The 23649-nt window shown below is 49.5% G+C and carries 25 protein-coding genes and 1 tRNA gene; 17 read left to right on the top strand and 9 right to left on the bottom strand.

The window, feature by feature from the left end:
* Nucleotide 1: 1 nt before the first annotated feature.
* Together EKO24_RS04925 and EKO24_RS04920 are read right to left on the bottom strand one after the other, a co-directional pair.
* Nucleotides 2-77 (bottom strand) — tRNA-Phe (locus EKO24_RS04925).
* 62 nt (nucleotides 78-139) lie between these two features.
* Entirely contained in the window at nucleotides 140-778 is a 639-nt protein-coding gene (locus tag EKO24_RS04920; RefSeq protein ID WP_127026763.1) for a DUF4126 domain-containing protein, read from the bottom strand.
* 165 nt (nucleotides 779-943) lie between these two features.
* On the opposite strand from EKO24_RS04920, the gene hslV reads away from it, so the two are divergent.
* The 13 genes from hslV (at nucleotide 944) to EKO24_RS04855 (ending at nucleotide 14211) form a co-directional block, all read left to right on the top strand.
* A complete protein-coding gene (hslV, locus tag EKO24_RS04915; RefSeq protein ID WP_127026762.1) occupies nucleotides 944-1492 on the top strand; it encodes an ATP-dependent protease subunit HslV in 549 nt (182 codons plus the stop codon).
* Nucleotides 1493-1496: 4 nt separating this feature from the next.
* Nucleotides 1497-2822, top strand: a complete 1326-nt coding sequence (gene hslU / locus EKO24_RS04910) for an ATP-dependent protease ATPase subunit HslU (protein WP_127026761.1) — start codon at nucleotides 1497-1499, stop codon at nucleotides 2820-2822.
* Between the two features lie 72 nt (nucleotides 2823-2894).
* Nucleotides 2895-3284 carry a gamma-butyrobetaine hydroxylase family protein gene (locus EKO24_RS04905; protein ID WP_127026760.1) on the top strand — a complete coding sequence of 130 codons (390 nt, stop codon included), beginning with the start codon at nucleotides 2895-2897 and terminating at the stop codon, nucleotides 3282-3284.
* A gap of 58 nt (nucleotides 3285-3342) precedes the next feature.
* Entirely contained in the window at nucleotides 3343-4086 is a 744-nt protein-coding gene (gene ubiE / locus EKO24_RS04900) for a bifunctional demethylmenaquinone methyltransferase/2-methoxy-6-polyprenyl-1,4-benzoquinol methylase UbiE (protein WP_127026759.1), read from the top strand.
* A gap of 1 nt (nucleotide 4087) precedes the next feature.
* Nucleotides 4088-4702, top strand: a complete 615-nt coding sequence (locus EKO24_RS04895) for a ubiquinone biosynthesis accessory factor UbiJ (RefSeq protein ID WP_127026758.1) — start codon at nucleotides 4088-4090, stop codon at nucleotides 4700-4702.
* A 230-nt stretch (nucleotides 4703-4932) separates the two neighbouring features.
* On the top strand, nucleotides 4933-6483 hold the full coding sequence (gene ubiB / locus EKO24_RS04890) for a ubiquinone biosynthesis regulatory protein kinase UbiB (RefSeq protein WP_127026757.1): 1551 nt from the start codon (nucleotides 4933-4935) through the stop codon (nucleotides 6481-6483).
* A 113-nt stretch (nucleotides 6484-6596) separates the two neighbouring features.
* On the top strand, nucleotides 6597-7154 hold the full coding sequence (locus tag EKO24_RS04885) for a thioredoxin family protein (protein ID WP_127026756.1): 558 nt from the start codon (nucleotides 6597-6599) through the stop codon (nucleotides 7152-7154).
* Nucleotides 7155-7366: 212 nt separating this feature from the next.
* Nucleotides 7367-8539 (top strand): phosphoglycerate kinase, encoded by a 1173-nt coding sequence (locus EKO24_RS04880; RefSeq protein WP_127026755.1) that lies wholly within the window; start codon nucleotides 7367-7369, stop codon nucleotides 8537-8539.
* A gap of 32 nt (nucleotides 8540-8571) precedes the next feature.
* Nucleotides 8572-8823: a DNA-directed RNA polymerase subunit omega gene (gene rpoZ, locus EKO24_RS04875; protein ID WP_127026754.1), complete on the top strand. Its 252-nt coding sequence runs from the start codon at nucleotides 8572-8574 to the stop codon at nucleotides 8821-8823.
* A 12-nt stretch (nucleotides 8824-8835) separates the two neighbouring features.
* Nucleotides 8836-11004 carry a RelA/SpoT family protein gene (locus EKO24_RS04870; RefSeq protein WP_127026753.1) on the top strand — a complete coding sequence of 723 codons (2169 nt, stop codon included), beginning with the start codon at nucleotides 8836-8838 and terminating at the stop codon, nucleotides 11002-11004.
* A gap of 10 nt (nucleotides 11005-11014) precedes the next feature.
* A complete protein-coding gene (locus tag EKO24_RS04865) occupies nucleotides 11015-11416 on the top strand; it encodes a RidA family protein (RefSeq protein WP_127026752.1) in 402 nt (133 codons plus the stop codon).
* A gap of 129 nt (nucleotides 11417-11545) precedes the next feature.
* On the top strand, nucleotides 11546-13645 hold the full coding sequence (recG, locus tag EKO24_RS04860) for an ATP-dependent DNA helicase RecG (protein WP_127026751.1): 2100 nt from the start codon (nucleotides 11546-11548) through the stop codon (nucleotides 13643-13645).
* 2 nt (nucleotides 13646-13647) lie between these two features.
* Entirely contained in the window at nucleotides 13648-14211 is a 564-nt protein-coding gene (locus EKO24_RS04855; RefSeq protein ID WP_127026750.1) for a chorismate--pyruvate lyase family protein, read from the top strand.
* Nucleotides 14212-14240: 29 nt separating this feature from the next.
* Here the strand turns inward: EKO24_RS04855 and EKO24_RS04850 are convergent, their stop codons facing one another.
* The 4 genes from EKO24_RS04850 to EKO24_RS04835 all read right to left on the bottom strand — a co-directional run bounded on the left by EKO24_RS04850 (nucleotide 14241) and on the right by EKO24_RS04835 (nucleotide 17399).
* The gene (locus EKO24_RS04850) at nucleotides 14241-14855 is read right to left on the bottom strand and encodes a Uma2 family endonuclease (RefSeq protein WP_127026749.1); all 615 of its coding nucleotides are present in this window, start codon (nucleotides 14853-14855) and stop codon (nucleotides 14241-14243) included.
* 110 nt (nucleotides 14856-14965) lie between these two features.
* Nucleotides 14966-15940, bottom strand: coding sequence for a tRNA 5-methoxyuridine(34)/uridine 5-oxyacetic acid(34) synthase CmoB (cmoB, locus tag EKO24_RS04845; RefSeq protein ID WP_127026748.1), 975 nt, complete (start codon nucleotides 15938-15940; stop codon nucleotides 14966-14968).
* Nucleotides 15937-16668, bottom strand: a complete 732-nt coding sequence (gene cmoA / locus EKO24_RS04840; RefSeq protein ID WP_127026747.1) for a carboxy-S-adenosyl-L-methionine synthase CmoA — start codon at nucleotides 16666-16668, stop codon at nucleotides 15937-15939. Before cmoA ends, cmoB begins: the two co-directional genes overlap by 4 nt.
* An 86-nt stretch (nucleotides 16669-16754) precedes the next feature.
* The gene (locus EKO24_RS04835; protein WP_127026746.1) at nucleotides 16755-17399 is read right to left on the bottom strand and encodes an MlaC/ttg2D family ABC transporter substrate-binding protein; all 645 of its coding nucleotides are present in this window, start codon (nucleotides 17397-17399) and stop codon (nucleotides 16755-16757) included.
* Between the two features lie 169 nt (nucleotides 17400-17568).
* On the opposite strand from EKO24_RS04835, the gene hemB reads away from it, so the two are divergent.
* From hemB to aroE, 3 genes are read left to right on the top strand one after another with little or no spacing between them, the layout of a single operon-like run.
* Nucleotides 17569-18573 carry a porphobilinogen synthase gene (gene hemB / locus EKO24_RS04830; protein WP_127026745.1) on the top strand — a complete coding sequence of 335 codons (1005 nt, stop codon included), beginning with the start codon at nucleotides 17569-17571 and terminating at the stop codon, nucleotides 18571-18573.
* 53 nt (nucleotides 18574-18626) lie between these two features.
* A complete protein-coding gene (locus EKO24_RS04825) occupies nucleotides 18627-19160 on the top strand; it encodes a hypothetical protein (RefSeq protein WP_127026744.1) in 534 nt (177 codons plus the stop codon).
* A complete protein-coding gene (aroE, locus tag EKO24_RS04820; protein ID WP_127026743.1) occupies nucleotides 19157-19990 on the top strand; it encodes a shikimate dehydrogenase in 834 nt (277 codons plus the stop codon). The genes EKO24_RS04825 and aroE overlap by 4 nt, the downstream gene beginning before the upstream one ends.
* Before the next feature lie 298 nt (nucleotides 19991-20288).
* Here aroE and EKO24_RS04815 read toward each other — a convergent pair whose 3' ends face one another.
* The 3 genes from EKO24_RS04815 to lptF all read right to left on the bottom strand — a co-directional run bounded on the left by EKO24_RS04815 (nucleotide 20289) and on the right by lptF (nucleotide 23265).
* A complete protein-coding gene (locus EKO24_RS04815; protein WP_127026742.1) occupies nucleotides 20289-20822 on the bottom strand; it encodes a gamma carbonic anhydrase family protein in 534 nt (177 codons plus the stop codon).
* Nucleotides 20823-21049: 227 nt separating this feature from the next.
* Nucleotides 21050-22123, bottom strand: a complete 1074-nt coding sequence (gene lptG, locus EKO24_RS04810) for an LPS export ABC transporter permease LptG (RefSeq protein WP_127026741.1) — start codon at nucleotides 22121-22123, stop codon at nucleotides 21050-21052.
* Complete coding sequence (lptF, locus tag EKO24_RS04805) at nucleotides 22120-23265, bottom strand: LPS export ABC transporter permease LptF (protein WP_127026740.1); 1146 nt, start codon at nucleotides 23263-23265, stop codon at nucleotides 22120-22122. The genes lptG and lptF overlap by 4 nt, the downstream gene beginning before the upstream one ends.
* A 78-nt stretch (nucleotides 23266-23343) precedes the next feature.
* On the opposite strand from lptF, the gene EKO24_RS04800 reads away from it, so the two are divergent.
* Nucleotides 23344-23649, top strand: a 306-nt coding sequence (locus tag EKO24_RS04800) for a hypothetical protein (protein WP_143733177.1), incomplete at its 3' end; no start/stop codon positions are given.

The following is a 23649-nucleotide window of genomic DNA, read 5'->3' as shown; positions in this document are numbered from 1 at the left end:
GTGGTGCCCAGGGGCGGAATCGAACCGTCGACACGAGGATTTTCAGTCCTCTGCTCTACCGACTGAGCTACCTGGGCGGGCCTACAAAAGACCGACATTAGACTCGATTATTGAGCCACAGTCAATAAATAATGTTCTTTCATTGACGAGTATTTTGACTATTTGGAGCTCTTTCGTTCCGGAACAGCTTAATAATAAAGCTAAAAACCTTTTTCACGCCTGCCCAGATTCGCGGCAATAACCAGATCATCAGCAAGACAAAACCTGCCAGCGCAATTAAAAACAGCACAGGATGATTAATGCACGCCCAAACCCCGGCTATCACCATGACATCTTCGCTGATCGATGCAATCCAGTTGCTGAAAGGTTCCGGCGAGGTATTAATCAAAACCCGGCTTCCGGCTTTTGTCGTATGAGAACCTGCCGCCAAGCTTCCGCCCATAATGGCTGCGGCCAATTCAACGGCGGGATTTAAGTCTCCGATCGCTCCGGCAGCGAGCATGGCGCCTGCCGGGATGCGGATAAATGTATGCAGAGCATCCCAGCCGGTATCCACGCCCGGCACTTTATCGGCAAAAAACTCGATAAGATACATCAGACCCGCCGCGCCCATGACCATCGGATTAGCGACTATTTGCAAGTCCGGAGGCAACGCGATATTGCCGGTATTCGCAAGATAACCGAGAACAAACAGCGTCGCATATAGATTAATACCGCTAGCCCACGCCAGTCCCATTGATAATGCCAGTGTTGCCGATATTTGATCGAGTGCGTCCATATAAAATACCTTTTTCGGATTATTTTTCTCAGCGTAGCATATTTCCCTGAACCGCCGCTAAATCGTATCCAGCACGCCAATATCGCCCTGCGCTCATTTTTTCGTACATTATAAATTTAGACCATGTAAAATTGGCTTCATACTTAGTAACTTTAGGATATTAACGTGAGTTTTAGAGGAACAACGATACTTTCCGTTCGCCGGGGCAACAAAGTTGTAATCGGCGGTGATGGCCAAGTCACATTAGGCAATACAGTGATGAAAGGCAATGCCCGCAAGGTACGCCGTTTATATCACGATAAAGTTATCGCCGGTTTTGCCGGTGCAACTGCGGATGCCTTCACTTTATTCGAGCATTTTGAAGGCAAGCTGGAAAAGCACCGCGGCAATTTAACCCGTGCAGCAGTGGAAATGGCTAAAGATTGGCGAACCGACCGCGCTTTACGTAAGCTGGAAGCATTGCTGACCATTGCCGATGCAAAGACCTCACTGATCATTTCCGGTACAGGCGACGTAATTGAACCTGAATTCGACTTGATGGCTATTGGTTCGGGCGGTTCTTTTGCCCAAGCTGCCGCACGCGCATTGCTGGAAAATACCGATCTTAGCGCCCGAGAAATTGTCGAACGGTCTTTAAATATAGCAGCCGACATTTGTATTTACACTAATCACAATTTGCGTATTGAAGAACTCGACGCAGAACCTAACGAGTAAACAAATGACTCAAATGACTCCCAAAGAAATCGTAAGCGAACTGGACAAGCATATTATTGGCCAAGCGAATGCCAAGCGCGCGGTTGCGATAGCGCTACGCAACCGCTGGCGCCGCCAACAAGTCGACTCCGCGTTACGCGAAGAAATTACACCTAAAAATATTTTAATGATCGGTCCTACCGGTGTCGGTAAAACAGAAATCGCCCGCCGTCTTGCGCGTCTGGCTAATGCGCCTTTCATCAAAATTGAAGCAACCAAATTTACCGAAGTCGGATACGTCGGCCGCGACGTTGATTCCATTGTTCGCGATTTAGTCGATACTGCGGTCAAAATGACCCGCACAATTGAAATGGAAAAGGTTGAAAATAAAGCCTTCAACGCTGCCGAAGATAGAATTCTGGACATCTTACTGCCCAGGGCCGATGGCGGCATGCTGTCCGATACCGAAGAATCGACCCGCCAAAAAATGCGCAAGAAATTACGCGAAGGCGACCTGAACGATAAGGAAATCGAAATTGACGTGCATCTGGCGCCGATGGGCGTTGAAATCATGGCCCCTCCCGGCATGGAAGAAATGACCAGCCAATTGCAAGGCATGTTTCAAAACCTTGGTTCAGGCAAGACTCGTTCCCGCAAAATGAAAATCGACAAAGCGTTCAAAGTCCTGCAGGATGAAGAAGCCGCCAAACTGGTTAATGAAGATGATATCCGCATACGCGCGGTAGATGCGGTCGAACAAAACGGCATCGTGTTTTTGGATGAGATCGACAAAATCTGCAAGCGTTCCGAGTTGGGCGCAGGCGGCGGCGAAGTTTCCCGCGAAGGCGTACAGCGCGATTTGTTGCCGTTAGTCGAAGGTACAACCGTCAGCACCAAGTACGGTTCAATCAAAACCGACCATATCCTGTTTATCGCTTCGGGCGCGTTCCACCTGACCAAACCATCGGATTTAATCCCAGAACTGCAAGGCCGCTTTCCTATTCGTGTTGAGTTGGATGCACTTTCAGCCGACGATTTTGTACGCATTCTAACCGAGCCTAATGCTTCATTAACCGAACAATATGCGGCGTTATTAAGTACCGAAGGCGTATCGCTATCGTTTTCTCCGGACGGCATCAAGCGTATTGCCGAATTCAGCTGGCAGGTGAATGAAACGACGGAAAACATCGGCGCCAGAAGATTACATACCGTTCTGGAACGCTTACTGGAAGATATTTCCTATAACGCTGCTGATCTTATCGGCAAAAGCATCGTGATTGATGCCGACTATGTTAACGATCATTTGGCTGAATTCGTTGAAGACGAGGATTTAAGTCGTTATATTCTGTAATTGATCAGGACCGGGTTGTATTAACACAACCCGGTCCGCTTATTTCAAACCTTCACACTTAAAATAAGCCGCATGCGCGTAACCGCAAAACCTATCAATACCCACCCCACTGAGATCAAGCTGCATCAAGTCTCCAACATTATTGAAATCAGCTTTGACGACGGTAGCGTATTTCAATTACCGAGCGAGTATTTGCGCGTATATACGCCCTCTGCGGAAGCGGTAGGCCACGCGCCCGGACAGGAAGTTCTACAAGTCGGCAAGGAAAACGTTGCCATTAAAGAAATCAAGCCTATCGGTAATTATGCAATAGCCCTGGTATTTAGCGACGGCCATGACAGCGGCATTTATACGTGGGATTTGTTATACAAGTTAGGAGCCGAATATCAAACGCTATGGGCTAATTACCTCCATAACTTGGAAGCTGCCGGCTATAAACGCAAAGAACCGCTACAAAACTAACTTCATTGTTGCCGTGGATTCCACGGTAGCGATATACGATCAAACAAGCAGGTAGACAATGAGCGACACCACCCATTTCGGATTTAAACAAGTCCCCAAAGAAGATAAGGTCAATCTGGTACGCGGCGTATTCGATTCCGTTGCCGGACAATACGACATCATGAACGACCTGATGTCTTTCGGCATCCATCGCGTCTGGAAACGCATTGCCGTACAACTCAGCAATGTGCGCAAAGGCGACCGAGTGCTTGATCTGGCTGGCGGTACAGGCGATTTAACCACATTGTTCGAAAAGCGCGTCGGCGCGGAAGGTCAAATCGTGCTGGCCGACATTAATTCGGAAATGCTGCGCACCGGCCGCGACCGCCTGATCGACAGAGGTCTGGTCGGCAATATCCGCTATGCTCAAGTCAATGCCGAATGCCTGCCTTTTGAAGACAATACTTTCGATTGCGTCTGCATCGCCTTCGGGCTGCGCAATGTCACCGATAAAGATGCCGCGCTACGCTCGATGTACCGTGTCCTTAAACCCGGAGGCCGCGTGATCGTGCTGGAATTCTCGCATCCGACCGATAAGCTCACCGAAAAGGTCTACGATTTTTACTCATTCAACCTGCTGCCCAAGATCGGCAAAATCGTTGCGAAAGATGAAGACAGCTACCGTTACCTGGCCGAATCTATCCGTATGCATCCAAAACAGGATGAGCTGAAAAAAATGATGGAAGATGCAGGTCTCGAACGTTGCGAATACTTCAATATGACGCAAGGCATCGTCGCGGTTCATAGAGGTTATAAAATCTAACATGGCCATCAAGCCCGTACTGATCGGCGCACTGGAAGCCGCGCTTAATCAATATCTTGCCTTGGACCAGGACAGCAGCTATTTTTTAACGCCGCTGGCCGGCAAAGTCATTGCCGTTACCGTTCAGCCGTTTGACGAGACTGTTTATCTTTGCCCTACAAGCGATTCCATCCAATGTCTGGATCAGTTTGTCGGCGAACCCGACACGCGCTTGACCGGTTCGATTTGGGCGCTGGGATTAATGGGCCTCAGCTCGACGCCGATGCGTTCGGTTTTTTCCGGCGAAGTCAAAATAGAAGGCGATATGCAAACCGGCCGTAAATTCCAGGAACTGTTCGCCAAGCTGGACATCGATCTGGAAGAAAAACTATCGCAGTTCACCGGCGATATTATCGCGCACAAAGTCGCCAATTTTTTTCGTGCCGGCCAAAGCTGGAGCAAAGATTCTGTTGAAACTTTCAGGCTGAATGCGAAGGAGTTTTTGCAGGAAGAAACCCGCGATTTGCCGTCAGCGCCTGAAGTGGATCTTTATTACGCCCAAGTTGATGAGTTGCGTACCGATTGTGATCGCTTGCAAAGCCGTATCGAACGGCTTTGCAACTTACAGAAAAATTAATAGAACACGGATGACGCGGATTGGACGGATTTACACGGATTTTTGTTATTCTCAGATTTCTTTCCAACTAAAGAACTTCTAGGACGTAGACCGGAATAAAACCTTCCTAGCCTGTAACGCACGCCGGACTTTGTGAAAAAGTGCTTTTTATCAGTGATTATCCGTCTACTCCGTGTCATCCGTGTTCCATGATGTAAATAGTTACACCCACCCAATAACAAAGGTAACTCGTGATTCGCCCTAAATTATTATTGCGCCTGATCCATATTAACTGGGTTTTAGTCTTCCACGGCCTGGACGAGCTCGTTCTTAAAACCCATTTATTCCGGCCTGTCCGTTATTTAGCGGTTTTCTCTCCCAACTACTGGTTCAGAAATTCATCCGACTCTCGCGGCGCCAGAATTCGGCGTGCGCTGGAAGACTTGGGGCCTATTTACGTCAAATTCGGCCAAGCTTTGTCGACCCGTAGGGATTTGCTGCCCGATGACATCGCCGATGAACTGGTCAAACTCCAAGACAGAGTTCCTCCGTTTAGCAGCGAGATTGCCCGCGGCATTATCGAAAAAGAACTCGGCATGCCGATTGACGAGGCTTTTGCCGAGTTCGATGCAGAACCGCTGGCTTCGGCGTCGGTTGCCCAGGTCCATACTGCGGTCCTGCACAGCGGCGAGAATGTCGTCGTAAAAGTATTGCGTCCCGACATAGAAAGCCGCATCCGCTCGGATATTGGCTTACTCTACGAGCTGGCTCATTTTGCCGAACGCTTCTGGTCCGACGCACGAAGACTACGACCGGTCGATGTCGTTGCCGAATTTGAAAAAACCACGTTGGACGAACTCGATCTGGTCAGGGAAGCGGCCAACGCCGCTAAGTTGCGCCGCAACTTCGAAAACTCGGACATTATTTATGTACCGGAAATCCATTGGCCGTTAACCCGCCAGAAAGTGCTGGTCATGGAACGCATTAGCGGCATACCGGTCGGCGAAATCGAACAACTCAGGGCCGGCGGCGCCGATTTCAAATTGCTTGCCGAACGCGGCGTCGAAATCTTTTTTACCCAAGTATTCAGGGATAATTTCTTTCATGCCGACATGCATCCGGGCAATATTTTTGTCGACCTGCCGGCCAAATACATCGCCGTTGATTTCGGCATCGTCGGCACGCTGTCTTTATCCGACCAACATTATCTGGCGGAAAATTTCCTGGCTTTTTTCAACCGCGATTACCGCAAAGTTGCGGAAATGCATGTCGAATCCGGCTGGGTTGCCGAATCGACACGGATAGAAGAATTCGAGTCCGCGATACGTAGCGTCTGCGAACCGATTTTTGAAAAACCGCTTAAAGATATTTCCTTCGGACAACTGTTACTGCGTTTGTTCCAAACGGCGCGGCGTTTCGATATGCACGTGCAACCGCAACTGGTCCTGCTGCAAAAAACGCTGCTTAACATCGAGGGCTTGGGTCGCCAGCTTTACCCCGACCTGGACTTATGGCAAACCGCTAAGCCTTTTCTTGAGAAATGGTTTCATCAACGTGTCGGTCCCAAAGCCAAAATCGACAAGATCATCAAGCAGTTGCCCGAATTCGCCGAACAGTTCCCTGAGATTCCATCGTTGATTTATAAAGCGCTGGACAATGCCGCTCATGCAAAGCACCGTGCGGAAATGCAAAACAGGGAACTCATGCTGCTGCGCGAACAAATGGAAAGCAATCACCGCAGAACAGTCTGGGCCATGCTGATCAGCGCGGTGGTTATCAGCGCGGCCGTCTTATTTCAATAGAACTATTTAAATAAAATAGAACACGGATGTAACTGATGATCACGGATAAAAATCCGTTTAAATCCGTCTACTCCGTGTCATCCGTGTTCCATCAATAATATGAAGGTGTAAAAATGGTAGCACTAGAAACGCCGATCTGCGATTTCGGCAAAAAAGCCATCGATTTTGAATTACCCGGCGTTGACGGACGCACATGGTCTCTGCAACAGTGCATGGGTGAAAAAGGCCTGTTGGTGATGTTTATTTGCAACCACTGTCCGTACGTTAAAGCCGTGCAAGATAGAATTGTCAGGGACGCACGGGAACTTAAAGCGCTGGGGGTTGAATCTGTGGCAATCATGCCCAATGATACGATTGAGTATCCCGCCGATTCTTTCGACAATATGAAGCGCCTATCCGAGCAATTGAATTTCAGCTTCCCTTATTTGCTTGATGAATCTCAACAGGTCGCCAAAGCTTACGGCGCTATCTGTACGCCGGACTTTTTTGGCTATAATGCTGACTATGAGCTGCAATATCGCGGCTGTCTTGACGCCAGCCGTAAAGAAACCGCTCCTGAAGGCACCAAGCGGGAATTATTCGAAGCGATGAAACTGATTGCCGAAACCGGCCACGGCCCCAAAGAGCAAATCAACAGTATCGGCTGCTCGATCAAATGGAAACAAAATTAGCCAAACAAATATTGTCCACGAAAAGCACAAAAGGCACGAAAAACTTCCAATACTTACCAAGGCTTAGCTTTACTTAACCGAAAGCCATAGCTATCTCATAGAAAGTGAATAGCCGTGTTACGTAATATATTTACTTTTCGTGTTTTTTCGTGCCTTTCGTGGACAAACTGATTTTTAGAATTAATAAACCCACAACAATGAGAGCATAATGTATGTCAATTAAAAGAATGGTAGATCTGGACTTATCGGGCAAACGCGTGTTAATCCGTCAAGACCTGAATGTACCGGTAAAAAACGGCAAAGTAACCAGCGACATTCGCATCCAAGCCAGCGTACCGACCATTGAAAAAGCTTTGGCGGCAGGCGCGGCGGTTATGGTTATGTCGCATCTGGGCCGTCCTGTTGAAGGCCAGTACGACGAAGAGTCTTCATTGAAACCGGTTGCCGAACGCTTATCCGAGCTGCTGGGCAAACCGGTCAGACTGGAAAAAGACTGGATCGACGGCATTACCATTCAGCCGGGCGAAGTCGTGCTGTGCGAAAACGTACGTTTTAACGCCGGCGAAGGCAAGAACAACGATGATCTGGGTAAAAAAATGGCGGCTCTTTGCGACGTATTCGTGATGGATGCTTTCGGCACCGCGCACAGAGCCCAATCCTCAACCCACAGCGTTGCTAAATTCGCGCCGATCGCTTGCGCCGGTCCGTTGCTAGCCAGCGAACTGGATGCTCTCGGCAAAGCCCTGGAAACACCAACCAAACCATTGGTTGCTATCGTCGGCGGTTCTAAAGTCTCAACCAAATTAACCGTGTTGGAATCGCTATCGGAAAAAGTCGACCAGTTGATCGTCGGCGGCGGCATTGCCAATACCTTTATCGCGGCCGCAGGTTTTTCGGTCGGCAAATCTCTGTATGAAGCCGACCTGATCGATGAAGCCAAACGCTTAATGGCTGCCGCCAAAAGCAACGGTTCCGACATTCCTGTCCCTGTCGATGTGGTTTGCGCGAAGGAATTTTCCGAAACCGCCGTTGCGACCGTTAAAAAAGTCACCGATGTCGAAGCCGACGACATGATTATGGACATAGGCCCCGAAACCGCAAAACAATATGCCGAAATTTTAAAAACCGCCGGCACCATCGTTTGGAACGGCCCGGTCGGCGTATTCGAATTCGACCAGTTCGGCGAAGGCACTAAAGCATTGGCAACAGCGATTGCCGAAAGCACTGCGTTCTCGATTGCAGGCGGCGGCGATACCTTGGCGGCCATCGATAAATACGGTATCAACAATGACGTATCTTACACATCGACCGGTGGCGGCGCTTTCCTTGAGTTTCTTGAAGGCAAAGAACTTCCAGCCGTTTCTGTGTTAAAATCACGAGCTTAGCAAATAGACCCAACAACGAATTAGGATTAAAGATGGCTAGAGTCACTATCGAAGATTGTTTAGAACATGTTGAAAACCGCTTCAAACTGGTTTTATTAGCCAGTGCCCGGGCGCGTCAACTTGGCCACGGTGCGACTGAATTCCTGCCGCGCGGTAAAGATAAAGATACCGTGGTTGCGTTACGTGAAATTGCAGCCGGTCATGTTTCGCCTGAAAACATCACTCTGTTGCATCGCGTCGGCGAAGTTCACGAGCATCAACATAATAACAACCCGATGTTTTAATTCGTAGAGCCTATGCTGGAAATAGCGGACACGATCGAGCTGGAACGCCCTCAGGACAAGCTGATCCGGCGTTTATGCACGACCTTGTCCGGCTATCTGGATCAAGCCCAAATTGACCAGTGTGTCCGCGCCTATGAAGTAGGCGCGGCCGCTCATGAAGGCCAATTCCGTAAAAGCGGCGAAGCCTATATTTGCCACCCTATTTCCGTCGCTATTAGCCTGGCTGAAATGCGCATGGACGTTAACGGCATCACCGCAGCCATACTGCATGATGTTATTGAAGACACCCCGGTCACGAAGAAAGAACTGGCCGAGCAATTCAGCTCGGAAGTCGCTGAATTGGTTGACGGGGTCACCAAATTAAGCAAAATCGACAGTAAATCGCACGCAGAAGCGCAAGCGGAAAATGTCCGCAAAATGTTCCTGGCGATGGCTAAGGATTTACGCGTCATCATCGTCAAGCTGGCGGACCGGCTGCATAACATGCAAACCCTCGGCGTCATGCCGGCTGAAAAAAAACGCCGCATCGCCCGCGAAACCCTGGACATTTACGCGCCGATCGCGAATCGCCTGGGCATGAATAATATCCGGCAAAAACTCGAAGCCTTGAGCTTTGAAGCCATGTACCCGATGCGTCACGCGGTTTTAAATACCGCCGTAAAAAAAGCGCGCGGCAATCGCCGCAAGATTGTCGACGTCATAGAAAATACGATAAAGAATCGCCTGGAACAGGCCGACCTGAACTGCGACGTTGCAGGGCGGGAGAAAAATCTTTACAGCATTTACAAGAAAATGCTCAATAAAAAGATTTCGCTGGCCGACGTTTTCGATGTCTATGCGTTCAGGATTTTCTGCGACGATGTCGACACCTGCTACCGTGTGTTAGGCGTTATGCATAATCTGTACAAGCCGATTCCGGGGCGTTTCAAAGATTATATCGCGCTACCGAAAGCCAACGGCTATCAATCCCTGCATTCAATATTGATGGGGCCTTACGGCGTGCCGATAGAAGTCCAGATCAGGACTCACGACATGCACCGCATGTCGGAATCGGGCATCGCCGCGCACTGGCTGTATAAATCCGACGACGATAAAATCGAAAAATTCCAGGCCCGTGCGAACGAATGGCTCAGGGATTTATTGGAAATCCAGAAATCCGCCGGCGATTCGCTGGAGTTTATCGACAACCTGAAGGTCGACCTGTTTCCCCAGGAGGTCTTCGTATTCACGCCGCAAGGCTCCATTATCAAGCTGCCGCGCGGCGCGACGATTATCGATTTCGCCTATGCGGTGCATACCGATCTCGGCAATGCCTGCGTTTCGGCCAGAATCGACAAACAGTTGGTGCCGCTGCAAACCAAGCTGGAGAACGGCGTTACCGTTGAAGTCATTACCGCATCTTGGGCCCGTCCCAACCCGCTTTGGTTGAATTATGTGATCACAGCCAAAGCTCGCTCCGGTATCCGCAATTACCTGAAACATTTTAAACAGCAGGAAGCGATCAACCTCGGCCGCCGCTTGCTGGAAAAAGAACTGCAAGCCATGCACTTGCACCTGGAAAATATCAGCAAGGATAAAATACAAGCCTTGCTCATGGTGATGACTAAGCAAACGCTTGACGAGTTGCTCGAAGATATAGGATTGGGCAATAAAATGCCGTTTTTGGTCGCCAAGCGCATCGCCCAAGACAACATGAGCGCCACAATCAAGCTGGACGATAATGACCAGGCCCAGAAGAAACCGCTGGTTATAAAAGGCACGGAAGGCATGATCATCACGCTGGCAAAATGCTGCCGGCCGATTCCGGGCGATTCGATTATCGGCTATTTCAACCCCGGCAAAGGCATTGTCGTGCATCATCACGAGTGCCGCAATAGCAGTGTCGTCAGGAAAAAACAGACCAATTGGCTGGATGTCGAATGGAGCACGGATGTGTCCGGCGATTTTCCTGTTGAAATCCGCATAGAAATACTGAACCAGCGCGGCGCGTTGGCGACTATCGCCTCGACTATTTCCGAACTGAACTCCAACATCGAAAATGTCACCGTTGTTGACCAGGACGACCGTATTTGCGTTGATTTAATTACCCTGACCGTTAACGACCGGGTGCATTTAGCCAAAATCATGCGTCGTTTGAAAGAGTTATCGATAGTGTTAAAAATTACCCGCGTTAAAGCATAAAGGATCGACAATGAGCAAAGAAATTATCCAGTCAGATAAAGCCCCGCAAGCTATCGGCACTTATTCGCAAGCCGTCAGAATCGATCGAACGGTTTATCTTTCAGGGCAAATTCCTTTAGTGCCGGAAACGATGACCATCGTCGAAGGCGATATATCGGCGCAAATCAATCAGGTATTCAAAAATTTGCAAGCCGTTGCGGAAGCTGCGGGCGGCGATTTTTCGGACATCGTCAAGCTAAACGTATTTTTGACCGATCTGGCGCACTTCCCGCTGGTCAATGAAATCATGGGGCATTATTTCCAGGAGCCCTATCCAGCGCGCGCCGCAGTTGGCGTTGCCGCCTTGCCTAAGGCCGCCGAAGTGGAAATGGATGCGATTATGGTTTTAAAACCGCAGGAATATCCGGCTTGATGATTGTTAACAATAGAACACGGATGACACGGATTGGGCGGATTTAAACGGATTTTTAAGTGGTTGCTTTTTAAATCCGTGATTATCAGTCAAATCCGTGTCATCCGTGTTCCATTTATCTAAAACCGCATGAGAATCCCGAATACCCTTCATCAACCGGTCGGTATATTGGCAGGGATAGGCGCTCAAACGGCAAGCCGCTTGCAAAAGCTCGGCCTATATACACTTCAGGACTTGATTTTCCACCTGCCCCACCGCTACGAGGACCGCACCCGTGTTTACCGGATCGGCTCGTTAAAACCGGGCATGACCGTACTGATCGCCGGCAAAGTTGAATTCATCGACGTCTTGCCCAGGGGCCGCAAAAGCTTGGTCTGCCGAATCAACGACGGTAGCGGCTTCATCAACCTGAAGTTCTTCCATTTTTCCGCCAGCCAACACAACGCGCTAAAACCCGGCACGGCTATCAGCTGTTTTGCCGAGGTACGCTACGGTTTTGCCGGCCTGGAAATGGTCCATCCCGAATATAAAGTTATCTCAAGCCTCGACGACTGCGTCACCGAAACCCGGCTGACTCCTGTCTACCCGTTGACGGAAGGCCTTAGCCAAAACGTGATACGCAAAGCAGTCAAGCAGGCTTTAGAGCTGTGTCAACAAACTCCCGGACTGCTGGCCGACTGGATACCCGAGGCTATCTTAAAGCAATACCGTTACCCGTCCCTGATCGACGCGATCCAAACGCTTCACGCGCCGGACGAATCGGTATCGGTTGAAGCCTTGCAAAACGGCAGCGTGCCTGCGCTCAAACGGCTGGCTTTCGAAGAACTGCTGGCGCATTATTTAAGCCTAAGAATCAACCGGAATAAAACCAGAACCTGGCAAGCGCCATCGTTCCATGCAGGCGAAGCGGCTCAGCTCACCACGGACCATTTCATCCGCTCCCTGCCGTTTAAACTAACCGGCGCGCAGCAGCGGGTCATCGCCGAAATTGAAGCCGACTGCCGCCGGCAGCATCCGATGATGCGCCTGGTACAGGGCGATGTCGGCTCAGGTAAAACCATCGTTTCCGCCTATGCGGCATTGCTGGCGTTAACGGCCGGTTACCAAGTTGCGGTGATGGCTCCGACCGAATTGCTGGCCGAACAACATAAGCGCAATTTCGACATCTGGTTCGAAGGCTTTGAAACCCAGGTCATGTATTTAACCGGGCAGCTCAAAGGCAATGCCAGGAAAGCCGTTTTGCAGGCGCTGGAAGACGGCACAGCCGGCATTATCATCGGCACTCATGCGTTATTTCAGGAAGCGGTGAACTTCCATCGCCTCGGCCTGATCATTATCGACGAACAGCATCGTTTCGGCGTACACCAGCGGCTGGCGCTCAGGGAGAAAGGCCAGCAGGGCGACGTCAGGCCTCACCAACTTGTCATGACCGCCACGCCGATTCCTCGCACCTTGGCAATGCTACAATATTCCGACCTGGACCTGTCGATTATCGATGAACTGCCGCCGGGCAGGAAACCGATCGTCACCAGCGTGATTCCGGCCGAACGGCGTAGCGATGTGATCGAGCGAATTAACGGCTGGGTCGGCAAAAAAAAGCAAGTGTATTGGGTCTGCACGTTGATTGAAGAATCGGAGGTTTTACAATGCGAAGCGGCGGAAAAAACCGCGGAAACGCTAGCGGAAGCCTTGCCGGGCGTTCGCGTTGCGCTGATACACGGACGCATGAAATCCGCCGAAAAAGACGCCGTCATGCAGGACTTTAAAAACCATAAAATCGATTTGCTGGTCGCGACAACCGTCATCGAAGTCGGCGTCGACGTGCCCAATGCCGGTTTAATGATCATCGAAAACCCGGAACGCCTCGGCCTGTCCCAGTTGCATCAATTGCGCGGCCGGGTCGGCCGCGGCAGCGACGACAGTTATTGCCTGCTGATGTATCAGGGACCGTTATCCGATACCGCCCGTCATCGACTGGGCGTGTTGAGGGACAGTAACGACGGTTTTGTGATTGCCGAAAAAGACCTGGAGTTGCGCGGTCCCGGCGAAGTCATGGGCACCCGCCAAACCGGACAAATGCAGTTTAAAATTACCGATCTAGTACGGGATGCCGATGTACTGGCTGCCGTTCAGCAAATCGGCGACGACTTTCTAACCCAAGCGCCCGAAGCCGTACAGTCCTTATGCGACCGCTGGCTGGGCGTATCTACCATTTATTCCGAGGTTTAACCTTGCCTAACAAAAGTTTTTTATTTAACCGGGAACCTGTGTGGCTGGAAAACCGCCCCGGCACCCGTCACACCCTGCCTGAAAACGTGCAGTCATGGACTTATGAACCCGGCTCTTTAACCCAGCGCCTGCGTGATTATTACGGCGACGCCGTTCGCGTTAAAATCCTGTTGCAGCAATGGAATACGCCGTTCTTAAGCGAGCGCAGGCTGCTGAAATTGCGCGAAAGCAGGTACAGCCTGATCCGCGAAGTTTTGCTGTATGCCAACGCTAAGCCGCTGATTCTGGCCCGAACCATCATCCCCGCGAAAACCATCAAAGCGGCTAAACGCAATCTGGCTCATCTTGGCAATCGCCCTCTGGGCGAAGTGATTTTTTCGTATCCTAAACTCGAACGCATCGAAATGGATGTAACCTTGATCGACCTGCCGGTTTGGACGCAACCGGCAATCGCCGAGGGACGTATTATTGAACCGGTGCGAGGCCGAAGAACCGTTTATGCCGTCGCGCATCGGCAGATGCTGGTCAGTGAGTTTTTCTTGCCGGGGGTTTTGGAGATTTTTTAGGATGAGTGAAATTCAAACTGTTTTCTGCCTTAGTCGTTAGCCCATGTTTCAAAGACCTCGTTAACATCGATTGACAACTCAGGAAATAAATACGGCGAGGCAATATCGTCGTTGGCGTACATTCGATTAAGTTGATAGTGCCGGTCATCATTTAAGACGAATTGATAAATCGCTTGTTCTTCGGGATAAATCAACCAATATTCCGTAACGCCGCTTTCTTGATACAACTCATATTTAATCTTCATTTCCCGCTTGGAATTGCCTTTCGACAGGATTTCAATAATCCAATCGGGCGCACCGTTGCAGCCTTGTTTATCCAAGAGTTCAGGGTTGCAAATGATGCACAAATCAGGCTGGACAACGGTATGGATGTCTTGGCTGGCTAAAATGGACTTTTTGCGATCGTATAAACGCACATCAAACGGCGCCGCAAAAACTTGGCATTTTTTACGTTTGAAAAATCCATGCAACAGACTGCCTAAATTCATGGAGATGCTTTGATGATGCACACTCGGTGCAGGCGACATCAACATAATCTTGCCCTTGATTAATTCAACCGTTTCATCGAATTGCCAAGTCAAGTAATCGGCGTAGCTGTAGGTTTGATTTATGTCCAGTTGTGATAATTGAGTGACTTTAGGCATTTTCTTAACCCTCTGTACGCGGTTGGAATCATGAACTTAACAGGGTTCCGTCATTATCGCAAACGCTTGGAAATAATGAATGTCTACTGTTCTCTTCGGGTTGTTCCAACCTACGCCGCATTCCCAATAACAACAGCCCGCTTCGGCGCCGGCAAGCCCTCGCAAGTCAACTGCGGATTTTCCGGGTCCAAAAAGCTTTGCAATGAATTAAACGTCATCCATTCCGTACTCCTCTGCTCTTCAATGCTGGTTACGGTAACGTCAACCACGCGGATATTTTTAAACCCGCAGCGTTTTAACCAGCTAACCAAGGTATCGCAACTGGGCAGGAACCAGACATTGCGCATTTTCGCGTAGCGGTCTTCAGGCATCAAAACTTGGCCCAGGCCGCCGTCGATAATCAAGGTTTCCAACACCAATTCGCCGCCGGAACGCAGACAATCCCTCAGTTCCATAAGATGATCGATAGGTGACCGGCGATGATAAAGCACGCCCATAGAAAATACGGTGTCGAATGCTTTTAGCCCATACGGTATATTTTCTATGCCCATCGGCAAAACATAAACCGGCGCCTCGCCGTACAGCTTCCTGATCAACTGGAACTGCATCACGTTCAGCAGCATCGGATCGATACCGACGACGGTTTTCGCGCCGGCTCCAAGCATGCGCCAACAGTGATAGCCGTTGCCGCAACCGACATCCAAAACCAAGCGATGTTCTAACGGCGCGATATGGTTTTTTACCCGGTTCCACTTCCAATCCGAACGCCACTCGGTATCGATATAGATGCCGAATAAGTTGTAGGGACCTTTACGCCAGGGATGCAGTGCCCTTAATTGGTCTTCAAGCCGGCTTTTTTCCGCCGCGCTCAGTTCATCCGAGGCACCAATTTGCACCGCATCGGCGTCCAGCATGCGCTGGGCGGTAGGCAATTGCGGGACGCTGTCGATCAGTGCCTGCCATTCCGCTAAATTGCCGTGTTTGCTTGGGTCGAAGCCCTGTTCCAGCTGCTGCGGCAGTATTTTTACCCACGCATCGGCCTTCGCATCGGACAGCGCTTTGTATAAAAGTTGATAATCGATCATTTCAGCGCAATGATCGAGGCAAAGTTGAAATATTGAAACCAGACTTCGGCGCTGCTGAAACCGACTTCCCGCAAGCGGTGTTGATGCTGGGCAAAGGTTTCGGGAATCAGCACGTTTTCCAGCGCTGTGCGTTTCTGGCTGATTTCCAGGTCGCTGTAACCTTGCGCTTTTTTGAAGGCGTGATGCATTTGTGTTTGCAGTTCCTGTTGCCGTTCGTCGTCGAATTTAAGTTTTTCCGACAGGATCAAAATACCGCCGGGCAACAGTCCCCGATAGATTTTTTGCAATAACGCAAGCCGGTCTTCAAGCGGGATAAACTGTAGCGTAAAGTTTAAAACCACGACCGAGGCATTTTCAATTGCAACGTCGCGTATATCGGCGCACTGAACATCGACTGCAACTTGCGCCTGATCTTGTTGTAACGTTTGCTGAAAGCGGCTCAGCATCGCTTCGGAATTATCGACCGCGATGATCCGGCAATTTTCGGCTTCAATCTGATGGCGCATTGCCAAGGTTGCAGCCCCCAAGGAGCAGCCCAGATCGTAACAAACGCTATGCTCGCGGGCAAAACGGCCGGCCAAAAGACCTATTGCGGAAATAATCGCGCTATAACCCGGAACCGACCGTTGAATCATATCCGGAAAAACGTTAACTACGGTTTCGTCAAATTTAAAAGCGCCGACTTCGCCAATAGGACTGGCATAAAGAGAGTCTTTCGAGGAATTCATGAATTAAAATAAAAATCGCGCGAGGCGGGACAAGCGGCACTGCAAGGGCAACTAAAATCCCCCCTGCAGTGAATTTTGGAAATACGTTAAGAGTTTGCTGCCGGTTTAGCCGCCAATGCTTCGGCATTGCGTTTAACCAGTCCATCGATAACCGCGTTTAATGAACCTTTGGTTTGAACTTCGTTGCTGAAGGTGGTCCGATAGTTAGTTACCAAACTCACGCCTTCTATCATAATATCGTAAGCCTTCCATTCGCCGTCACTCAACAGCATCCGGTAATTCACGCCGATAGGCTGCATGCCGGGCTGCAATACTTCAGTTTTTACAACCACTTTTTTCTCGTCGCTGCCCATTTCAAGCGGCAGAAAACGGACCGACCAATCGTTAAATTCTACAAACGCACGGGAATAAGTTCTGACCAGCAATGTTTGGAATTCATGTTTAAAACGTTCGCGTTCGTCATTCGTTGCTGTTTTCCAGATTTTGCCCAAAACCAGCTCTGAAATCTTGTCAAAGTCAGTGTGCGGATAAATAACTTCGTTAACGAATTGCGTAATCTTGGCAAAATCTTTAGTAAACGTTTTATCCTGCAATCTTTCCTGTAATTTTGCAGAAGCCACTTGTATTGCCTGTTGCGGAGGCAATAAGTCAGACGCGATTACTTTTGCGACAGGCATTAAACTCAGTAATAGAGCCAATAGACTGAATATTGTGACTTGCTTAGCTTTCATAAAACCCTCTAAAATCAAACTGACGGACACATTCACTCTTCAAATAGTCAGAGTGCTAATCCCTGATACAATAAATCCTCTGTACTTAAATCCGGACCTAAAATAGAAATGCAGCAATGCCTCTACAAAGATTTAAGATTTTTTCCAGACCCTTAGAGCTAAGGATAAGATGACATATAATAACATCAATTTTCCTCAAACACGCATGAGAAGAATGCGTTATAACGACTTTTCCCGTCGTTTAATGCGCGAAAATCGCTTATCTGTCGATGACCTGATTTACCCGATGTTTGTCACCGAAGGCTCAAATCAACGCGAAGCCATTGCATCGATGCCCGGTATAGAGAGACTTTCACTGGATTTGCTGCTTGAAGAAGCGCATGAACTTTACAATCTGGGCATCCCTGCGATTGCGCTGTTTCCGGTCACTTCCACCGATAAAAAGTCGGCACAGGCGGCCGAGGCTTATAATCCTGAAGGCCTGGTTCAACGTAGCGTAAGAGCTCTAAAAAAAGCCGTTCCCGAATTAGGCATTATTACCGATGTCGCGCTGGACCCTTTCACGACTCATGGACAGGACGGCTTGGTCAATGCGGACGGCTATGTGATGAACGACGAAACCATTGAGGTTTTGGTCCGGCAGGCGCTATCCCATGCCGAAGCCGGAGCCGATATTGTCGCGCCGTCGGACATGATGGATGGCCGTATCGGCGCCATCAGGCAAGCGCTGGAAGCGCAAAATCATACCAACACGCTAATACTGGCTTATTCGGCCAAATATGCTTCAAGCTTTTACGGCCCGTTCCGGGACGCGGTCGGCTCCGCCGGCATGCTCGGCAAAGGCAACAAATACAGCTACCAGATGGACCCGGCCAATTCCGATGAAGCGCTACGCGAAATACAGTTGGATTTACAAGAAGGCGCGGACATGGTCATGGTCAAACCCGGCATGCCTTATCTGGACATTATCCGCCGGGTAAAAGACCAATACGGCGTGCCGACATTCGCCTATCAAGTCAGCGGCGAATACGCGATGCTGAAAGCGGCTTCGATGAACGGCTGGCTGGATGAAAAACAAGTCGTGCTGGAATCGCTGCTGGCTTTCAAACGCGCAGGCAGCGATGCAATCCTGACTTACTATGCAAAATCCGTAGCCCAATGGTTACAAAGTTAATGCGAACACTTTAAATAATTTCAATTCTAATAAACTGAAGTGGGGACTGTTTCATGTCAGAAGATATTCTAATTGCCGAAAAAAAAAGGTTTCATATTGAAGAAGCCATTTTAGTTTTATTGCTGATCCTATCGCTGGTCGGCATTGGAATCATGGACTTTTCCCCTTCCGACGGCTATGGCTACTGGCTTATCATGATGCTGCTGTTCGCCGTGTTTGCGATCATTATCGGCTGGCTGCAATCCAAGCATCGCGCCGATGACTTCAAGATCATACTTCGTGAGCAATCCATACACTGGGCTACGTCATTACTGGTCGTCGGCGGAGCGTTTTTAATCCATCAATCCGGGCGTATCGCCGAAGAAGATGCCGGCTTGATTATCCTGCTGATTTTATCGCTTTCGACGATACTTGACGGTCTGCGCGTAGGCTGGCGCTTTAGTCTGGTCGGCCTGTTCCTCGGCGTCGCCGCTGTGGTTTCGGTTTATACGCCGCATTTTCTGTGGATAGAATTAGGCATTGCCATTTTGATCGTTGCGGTGACGATTGCCTGGGAATTATGGACGGAAAGAAAAGCACAATTATGACCTTAGTTGACCGCTACGCCGTATTCGGCCACCCTATCAAACACAGTAAATCGCCGCGCATTCATCGTCTTTTTGCCGAACAAACCGGACAAACGCTTGAATATAGCGCCCAGGAAGTCCCAGCCGAACAATTTCAGTCCAGCGTTGCCGCATTCTTTGCCGAAGGCGGCAAAGGCCTGAATTGCACGGTACCGCTAAAAGAACTTGCCTGGAACTATGCCGACAGCAAAACAGAACGCGCCCAGTTCAGCAAAGCCGTGAATACGCTCGCACTACAGGCGGACGGCTCCATACTGGGCGACAACACCGACGGCATAGGCCTGGTAACAGATTTGCTGAATAATCATGCCATTCCGTTATTGGGCATGCGAATCCTGATTCTAGGCGCCGGCGGCGCCAGCCGCGGCATTATAGGACCTATTATTGAACAATCCCCGCAAACCCTTGTGATCGCCAACCGCACTGCCGATAAAGCCTCCCAATTGGCCGATGAATTTCACCGTCAAGGGCCTATCACAGGCTACGGCTATGAAACTTTAGAAAACAAACAATTCGATTTGATTTTAAACGCAACATCGGCCAGCTTGAGCGGGCAATTACCGCCGCTACCGGCCGGTTTGTTGGCATCAGGCGGCAACTGTTACGATCTTGCTTACGGCAACGAACCGACTGCTTTTGTGCGCTGGGGACTGGAAAATCATGCCGCAAAAAGCCTGGATGGATTGGGCATGCTGGTCGAACAAGCCGCCGAGGCTTTTTTTATCTGGCGCGGCGTTCGCCCTAAAACACAGCCTGTTATTGAATTATTGAACTCGGAACGTCAATCCTGATTTTAACAGGCGGCGAGCAACCGCCTGTTACTCCCGATTATTGATAACTATTCAACACATAAAGAGATGGAACTCGGCAATTGCTCCTGCATTGCTCTACCTCCTGCATCCATGCAGTCGACGGATGACACGGATAGGACTGATTTACACGGATTTTAGTTCTAACCCAATCCCGGTTTGTTTTACACTTTTAATCCGTGCTGATCCGTATCATCCGTGTTCTATTTGGAATAGAACAATTACGATTATTGTCCTTTTTACTCAAAGGACGTAAGTTTCGTTTGAGCAGACAAGCTGCTCAACTCAGCTTTAAATGGTCATTTTTCAGTCTGATATACTGTTGGGAAGAATATTCCAGAAACTCTTTTTCAGAATCGCTTAAAGGCCTGAATTGTCTGGCAGGCACGCCGACATACAAATAGCCGCTTTCCAATTTCTTGCCCGGAGGAACCAGCGAACCGGCGCCCAGCATCACGTAATCCTCAAGCACAGCGCCATCCATAATGATCGCGCCTATTCCTATCAAACAATAATCGCCGACAGTGCAGGCATGTACGACCGCTCTATGGCCGATAGTCACGCCTTTGCCTATCGTTAACGGATAGCCGTCAGCCGTATACTTGCCGGCATGAGTCACATGCAACACGGAGCCGTCTTGAACATTGGTGCCGTCGCCGATAGTAATGCGTTCAACGTCGCCCCTGAGCACCGTTGTCGGCCATATCGAAACATCGTCGCCCAAAGTCACATCGCCAATAATCACCGCGCTGTCGTCGATAAAAACCGCATTGCCGATTGTCGGTTGCTTACCATTAAAACTTCTAATTGCCACTTCAACTCCTCCTTAGGATTTGGCTTCAAATAACTTCCCGGCTTAAGCGGGTTGGGTCACTCGCTTGTCAGGACGCCGTGAATACTTCCGTGTAGGCTTGGCGGCGGCCTCCCCTGCCGCCGACACCTGGCAATCGAGCCCCTCTCTCATTGAAAAAGGATGTTATTCATGACGCTATCCTTAAATATGCCGGATTTAGCGATTTGAACCGTCATCAGCGGCAAACCTTATGCCTGCACCTTTTTTAATGCGAACAGCGCCAGGACTAATACGGTCAAACTGGGCAAAACTGCCATTAACGGTGGATTAAAATCATAAATCAAGCCGATATGTCCGACGATTTTATCGATAATGTTGAAACCCATGCCGATAACGACACCGATCATCATCCTTGCGCCAACATTAATGCCGCGTTTAACGCCAATAACAAAAGGCGCGGACACCAGCAACATAACCAGCACAACCAACGGGTTTACCACCCGCCCCCAGAAAGCCAGCTCAAATTCATGCGATTTTTGGTGATTATCCTTTAAAAAGTCGATGTACATTGCCAGATCGTACATGGACAGGTCATGCGAATCGACCACAACAATATCCAATAGATCGGGAGCAACGGCCGATTGCCATATCTGCTCATTTTGATGATTGGCCGTCATCTGCTCAATCGAAATCCCCGATTGCTTGATGCCTTCCAGCTTCCATTGCTGATTGCCCAGAAAAACCGCTTTCTCAGCATGAGTTGAATTGCGCAAATGACGCTGCTCATCCACTTCGTAAATGCTGATGTCGGCCAAATTTCCGTCATCCAGTATTTTTCGTACATTGATAAACTTTTTATCTTCGCGCAGCCAGAGTCCGTATTTGACGTTCATCACAACCCTGCCTTCGTCGACGGCATTGACTTTAACCATCTGCGCCGAGCGCTCGGTCACCGGCGCGACAAATTCGCCGACCAATATCGCAATAACAACTAAAATGATGCCGGCGAGCATAACAGCACGGATAATCCCTAAAACCGATAAGCCGGCCGCCCGCATCGCAATCAGTTCGCGGTTATTACCCATCGCGCCCAATATGAATAAACTGCCTAACAAGGCGGATGCCGGCATCAATTCATAAAAAACCGAAGGAGAAGTCAGTGCAAGATAATAAAAAATCTCCGTTAAACCGTAATGCCCCTTGCCCAGATCCTTTAGCTGATCGCTGAAAGTAAACAGATTAAATAAGGTCAATAGCAATAGCGCGGCCACTAAGGAACCTTTTAATATTTCCCTGACGATGTAGCTTGTTAATACATTCACTGAGCCACCTTCTCCCTGATTTTAATAACCAGCCATTGCCATCCGTATAATCTCGCCAACAAAATCCCGCCTATTAACAATAAAAGCGTATTGATGCCGAAAACGCCCAGCCATGCCGGAATAGTTTGGTTCATGACCCAGCTTTGACTAACGCGGATAAGATTTCCATAGCTAAAATAAATCAAAAAACCGACCAGCATATTTCCGTAAACGCCGCCGCGAGGCGACATTTGCGCCAACGGAACAGCGATAAAAGTAAGCAACAGTATTCCCATCGGTATAGAAAACCGGCGCTGTAATTCGGCAATATCTCTTATTTGCCCCGAGCTTGCCAATGCGCTGCTGGCAACCGATTCCTTACCGAAATTAGCAGCCGACGTTTCTTTAACATCCATCCTGACCGCATATTCCGAAAACTGCTCAACGACATAATTGACGGTTCCCGGCTGCCCCTGTATGCGTTCGCCGTTTTCCAAAATGATATAACGGCCGTCGGGTAAATCTTTCAGCCGGCCCAGTTCGGCATTAATGATCGCCAAGCGGTTGCCTTGCCTATGTTGCACAAAAACCTGGCGCATCGTTTTATCGGCATCGATTTTTTCCACATAAAAAACCAAATCCCCCTGACTGTATTCGCTGAATTTTCCGGCAGCGATTCCCCTAAGATCGGCCGATTCCTTATCCTGGTGCATCATTTGCTCCATCATCGCCTCCGCCCAGGGCGAAACGTAAAACGACATGCCCGCGGACAGTACGCTTAAAGGGAAAACCAACAGGAATATGGCCCGGTAGACAGTGCCCGCACCGCCTCCTGCCGAAGAAACCGCCGACATTTCCTGGTCCCTGTACATTCTGCCTAAAACCATCAATATCGCCATAAACAACGCTGCCGGCAAAAAAGCGGCGCTGGCGATAATTGTTTTCAAACCCAGAACGGTCAACAAAGTTTGATTGGAAACCTGCCCTTCGATAGCTTTATCGAGAACCCTGATAAACTGCCGGCTAACGATAATAACGACAATGACCGACCAAACCGCCAACAGCGTCCTTAACAAATCCAAAGCAACCATTTTATCCAGGACGGTAATCAGTTTGCGTCGCCCGGCTTTATAGCCTTGAGTCCAACTTGCTTCCAAGCGCATCCCCCTAATCAAACGAGTGTGTTGTTATAAAAGCTCGAAATCAAAAAAGTGAAGACCTCGGCGTTGAATCGATAAATTATGAACTATTTTATAGAAACAGTGTTATCCGAAGTAGCCGGTCTTGCCATCTATCCAAAGAAAAGGCGGCGCGACAAACGGGATTTAATCCATCCGTCGGCGCTCACCTTCCGCTCGTTCCCAGATGTAGACCGGAATACCCACAGGGCACAAGTAAGGCCGCCCGACGGCAGCAAGGGCGGACGTTTCCGGCAACCGGAACCGGCGTTATGCGGAGAACAGTCCGATAGGCAGACCTTCCAGGTTTTACGACTGCCATGGATGGCGACCGAGACTGCTCCCGGCAGTCCTCGGCATTTCCTCCAT

Origin of the sequence: Candidatus Methylobacter oryzae (assembly GCF_003994235.2) — a bacterium.
Classification (GTDB): Bacteria; Pseudomonadota; Gammaproteobacteria; order Methylococcales; family Methylomonadaceae; genus Methylobacter_A; species Methylobacter_A oryzae.
Note: the sequence above shows the minus strand (reverse complement) of the source record. Positions and strands in the feature narration are given on the sequence as shown.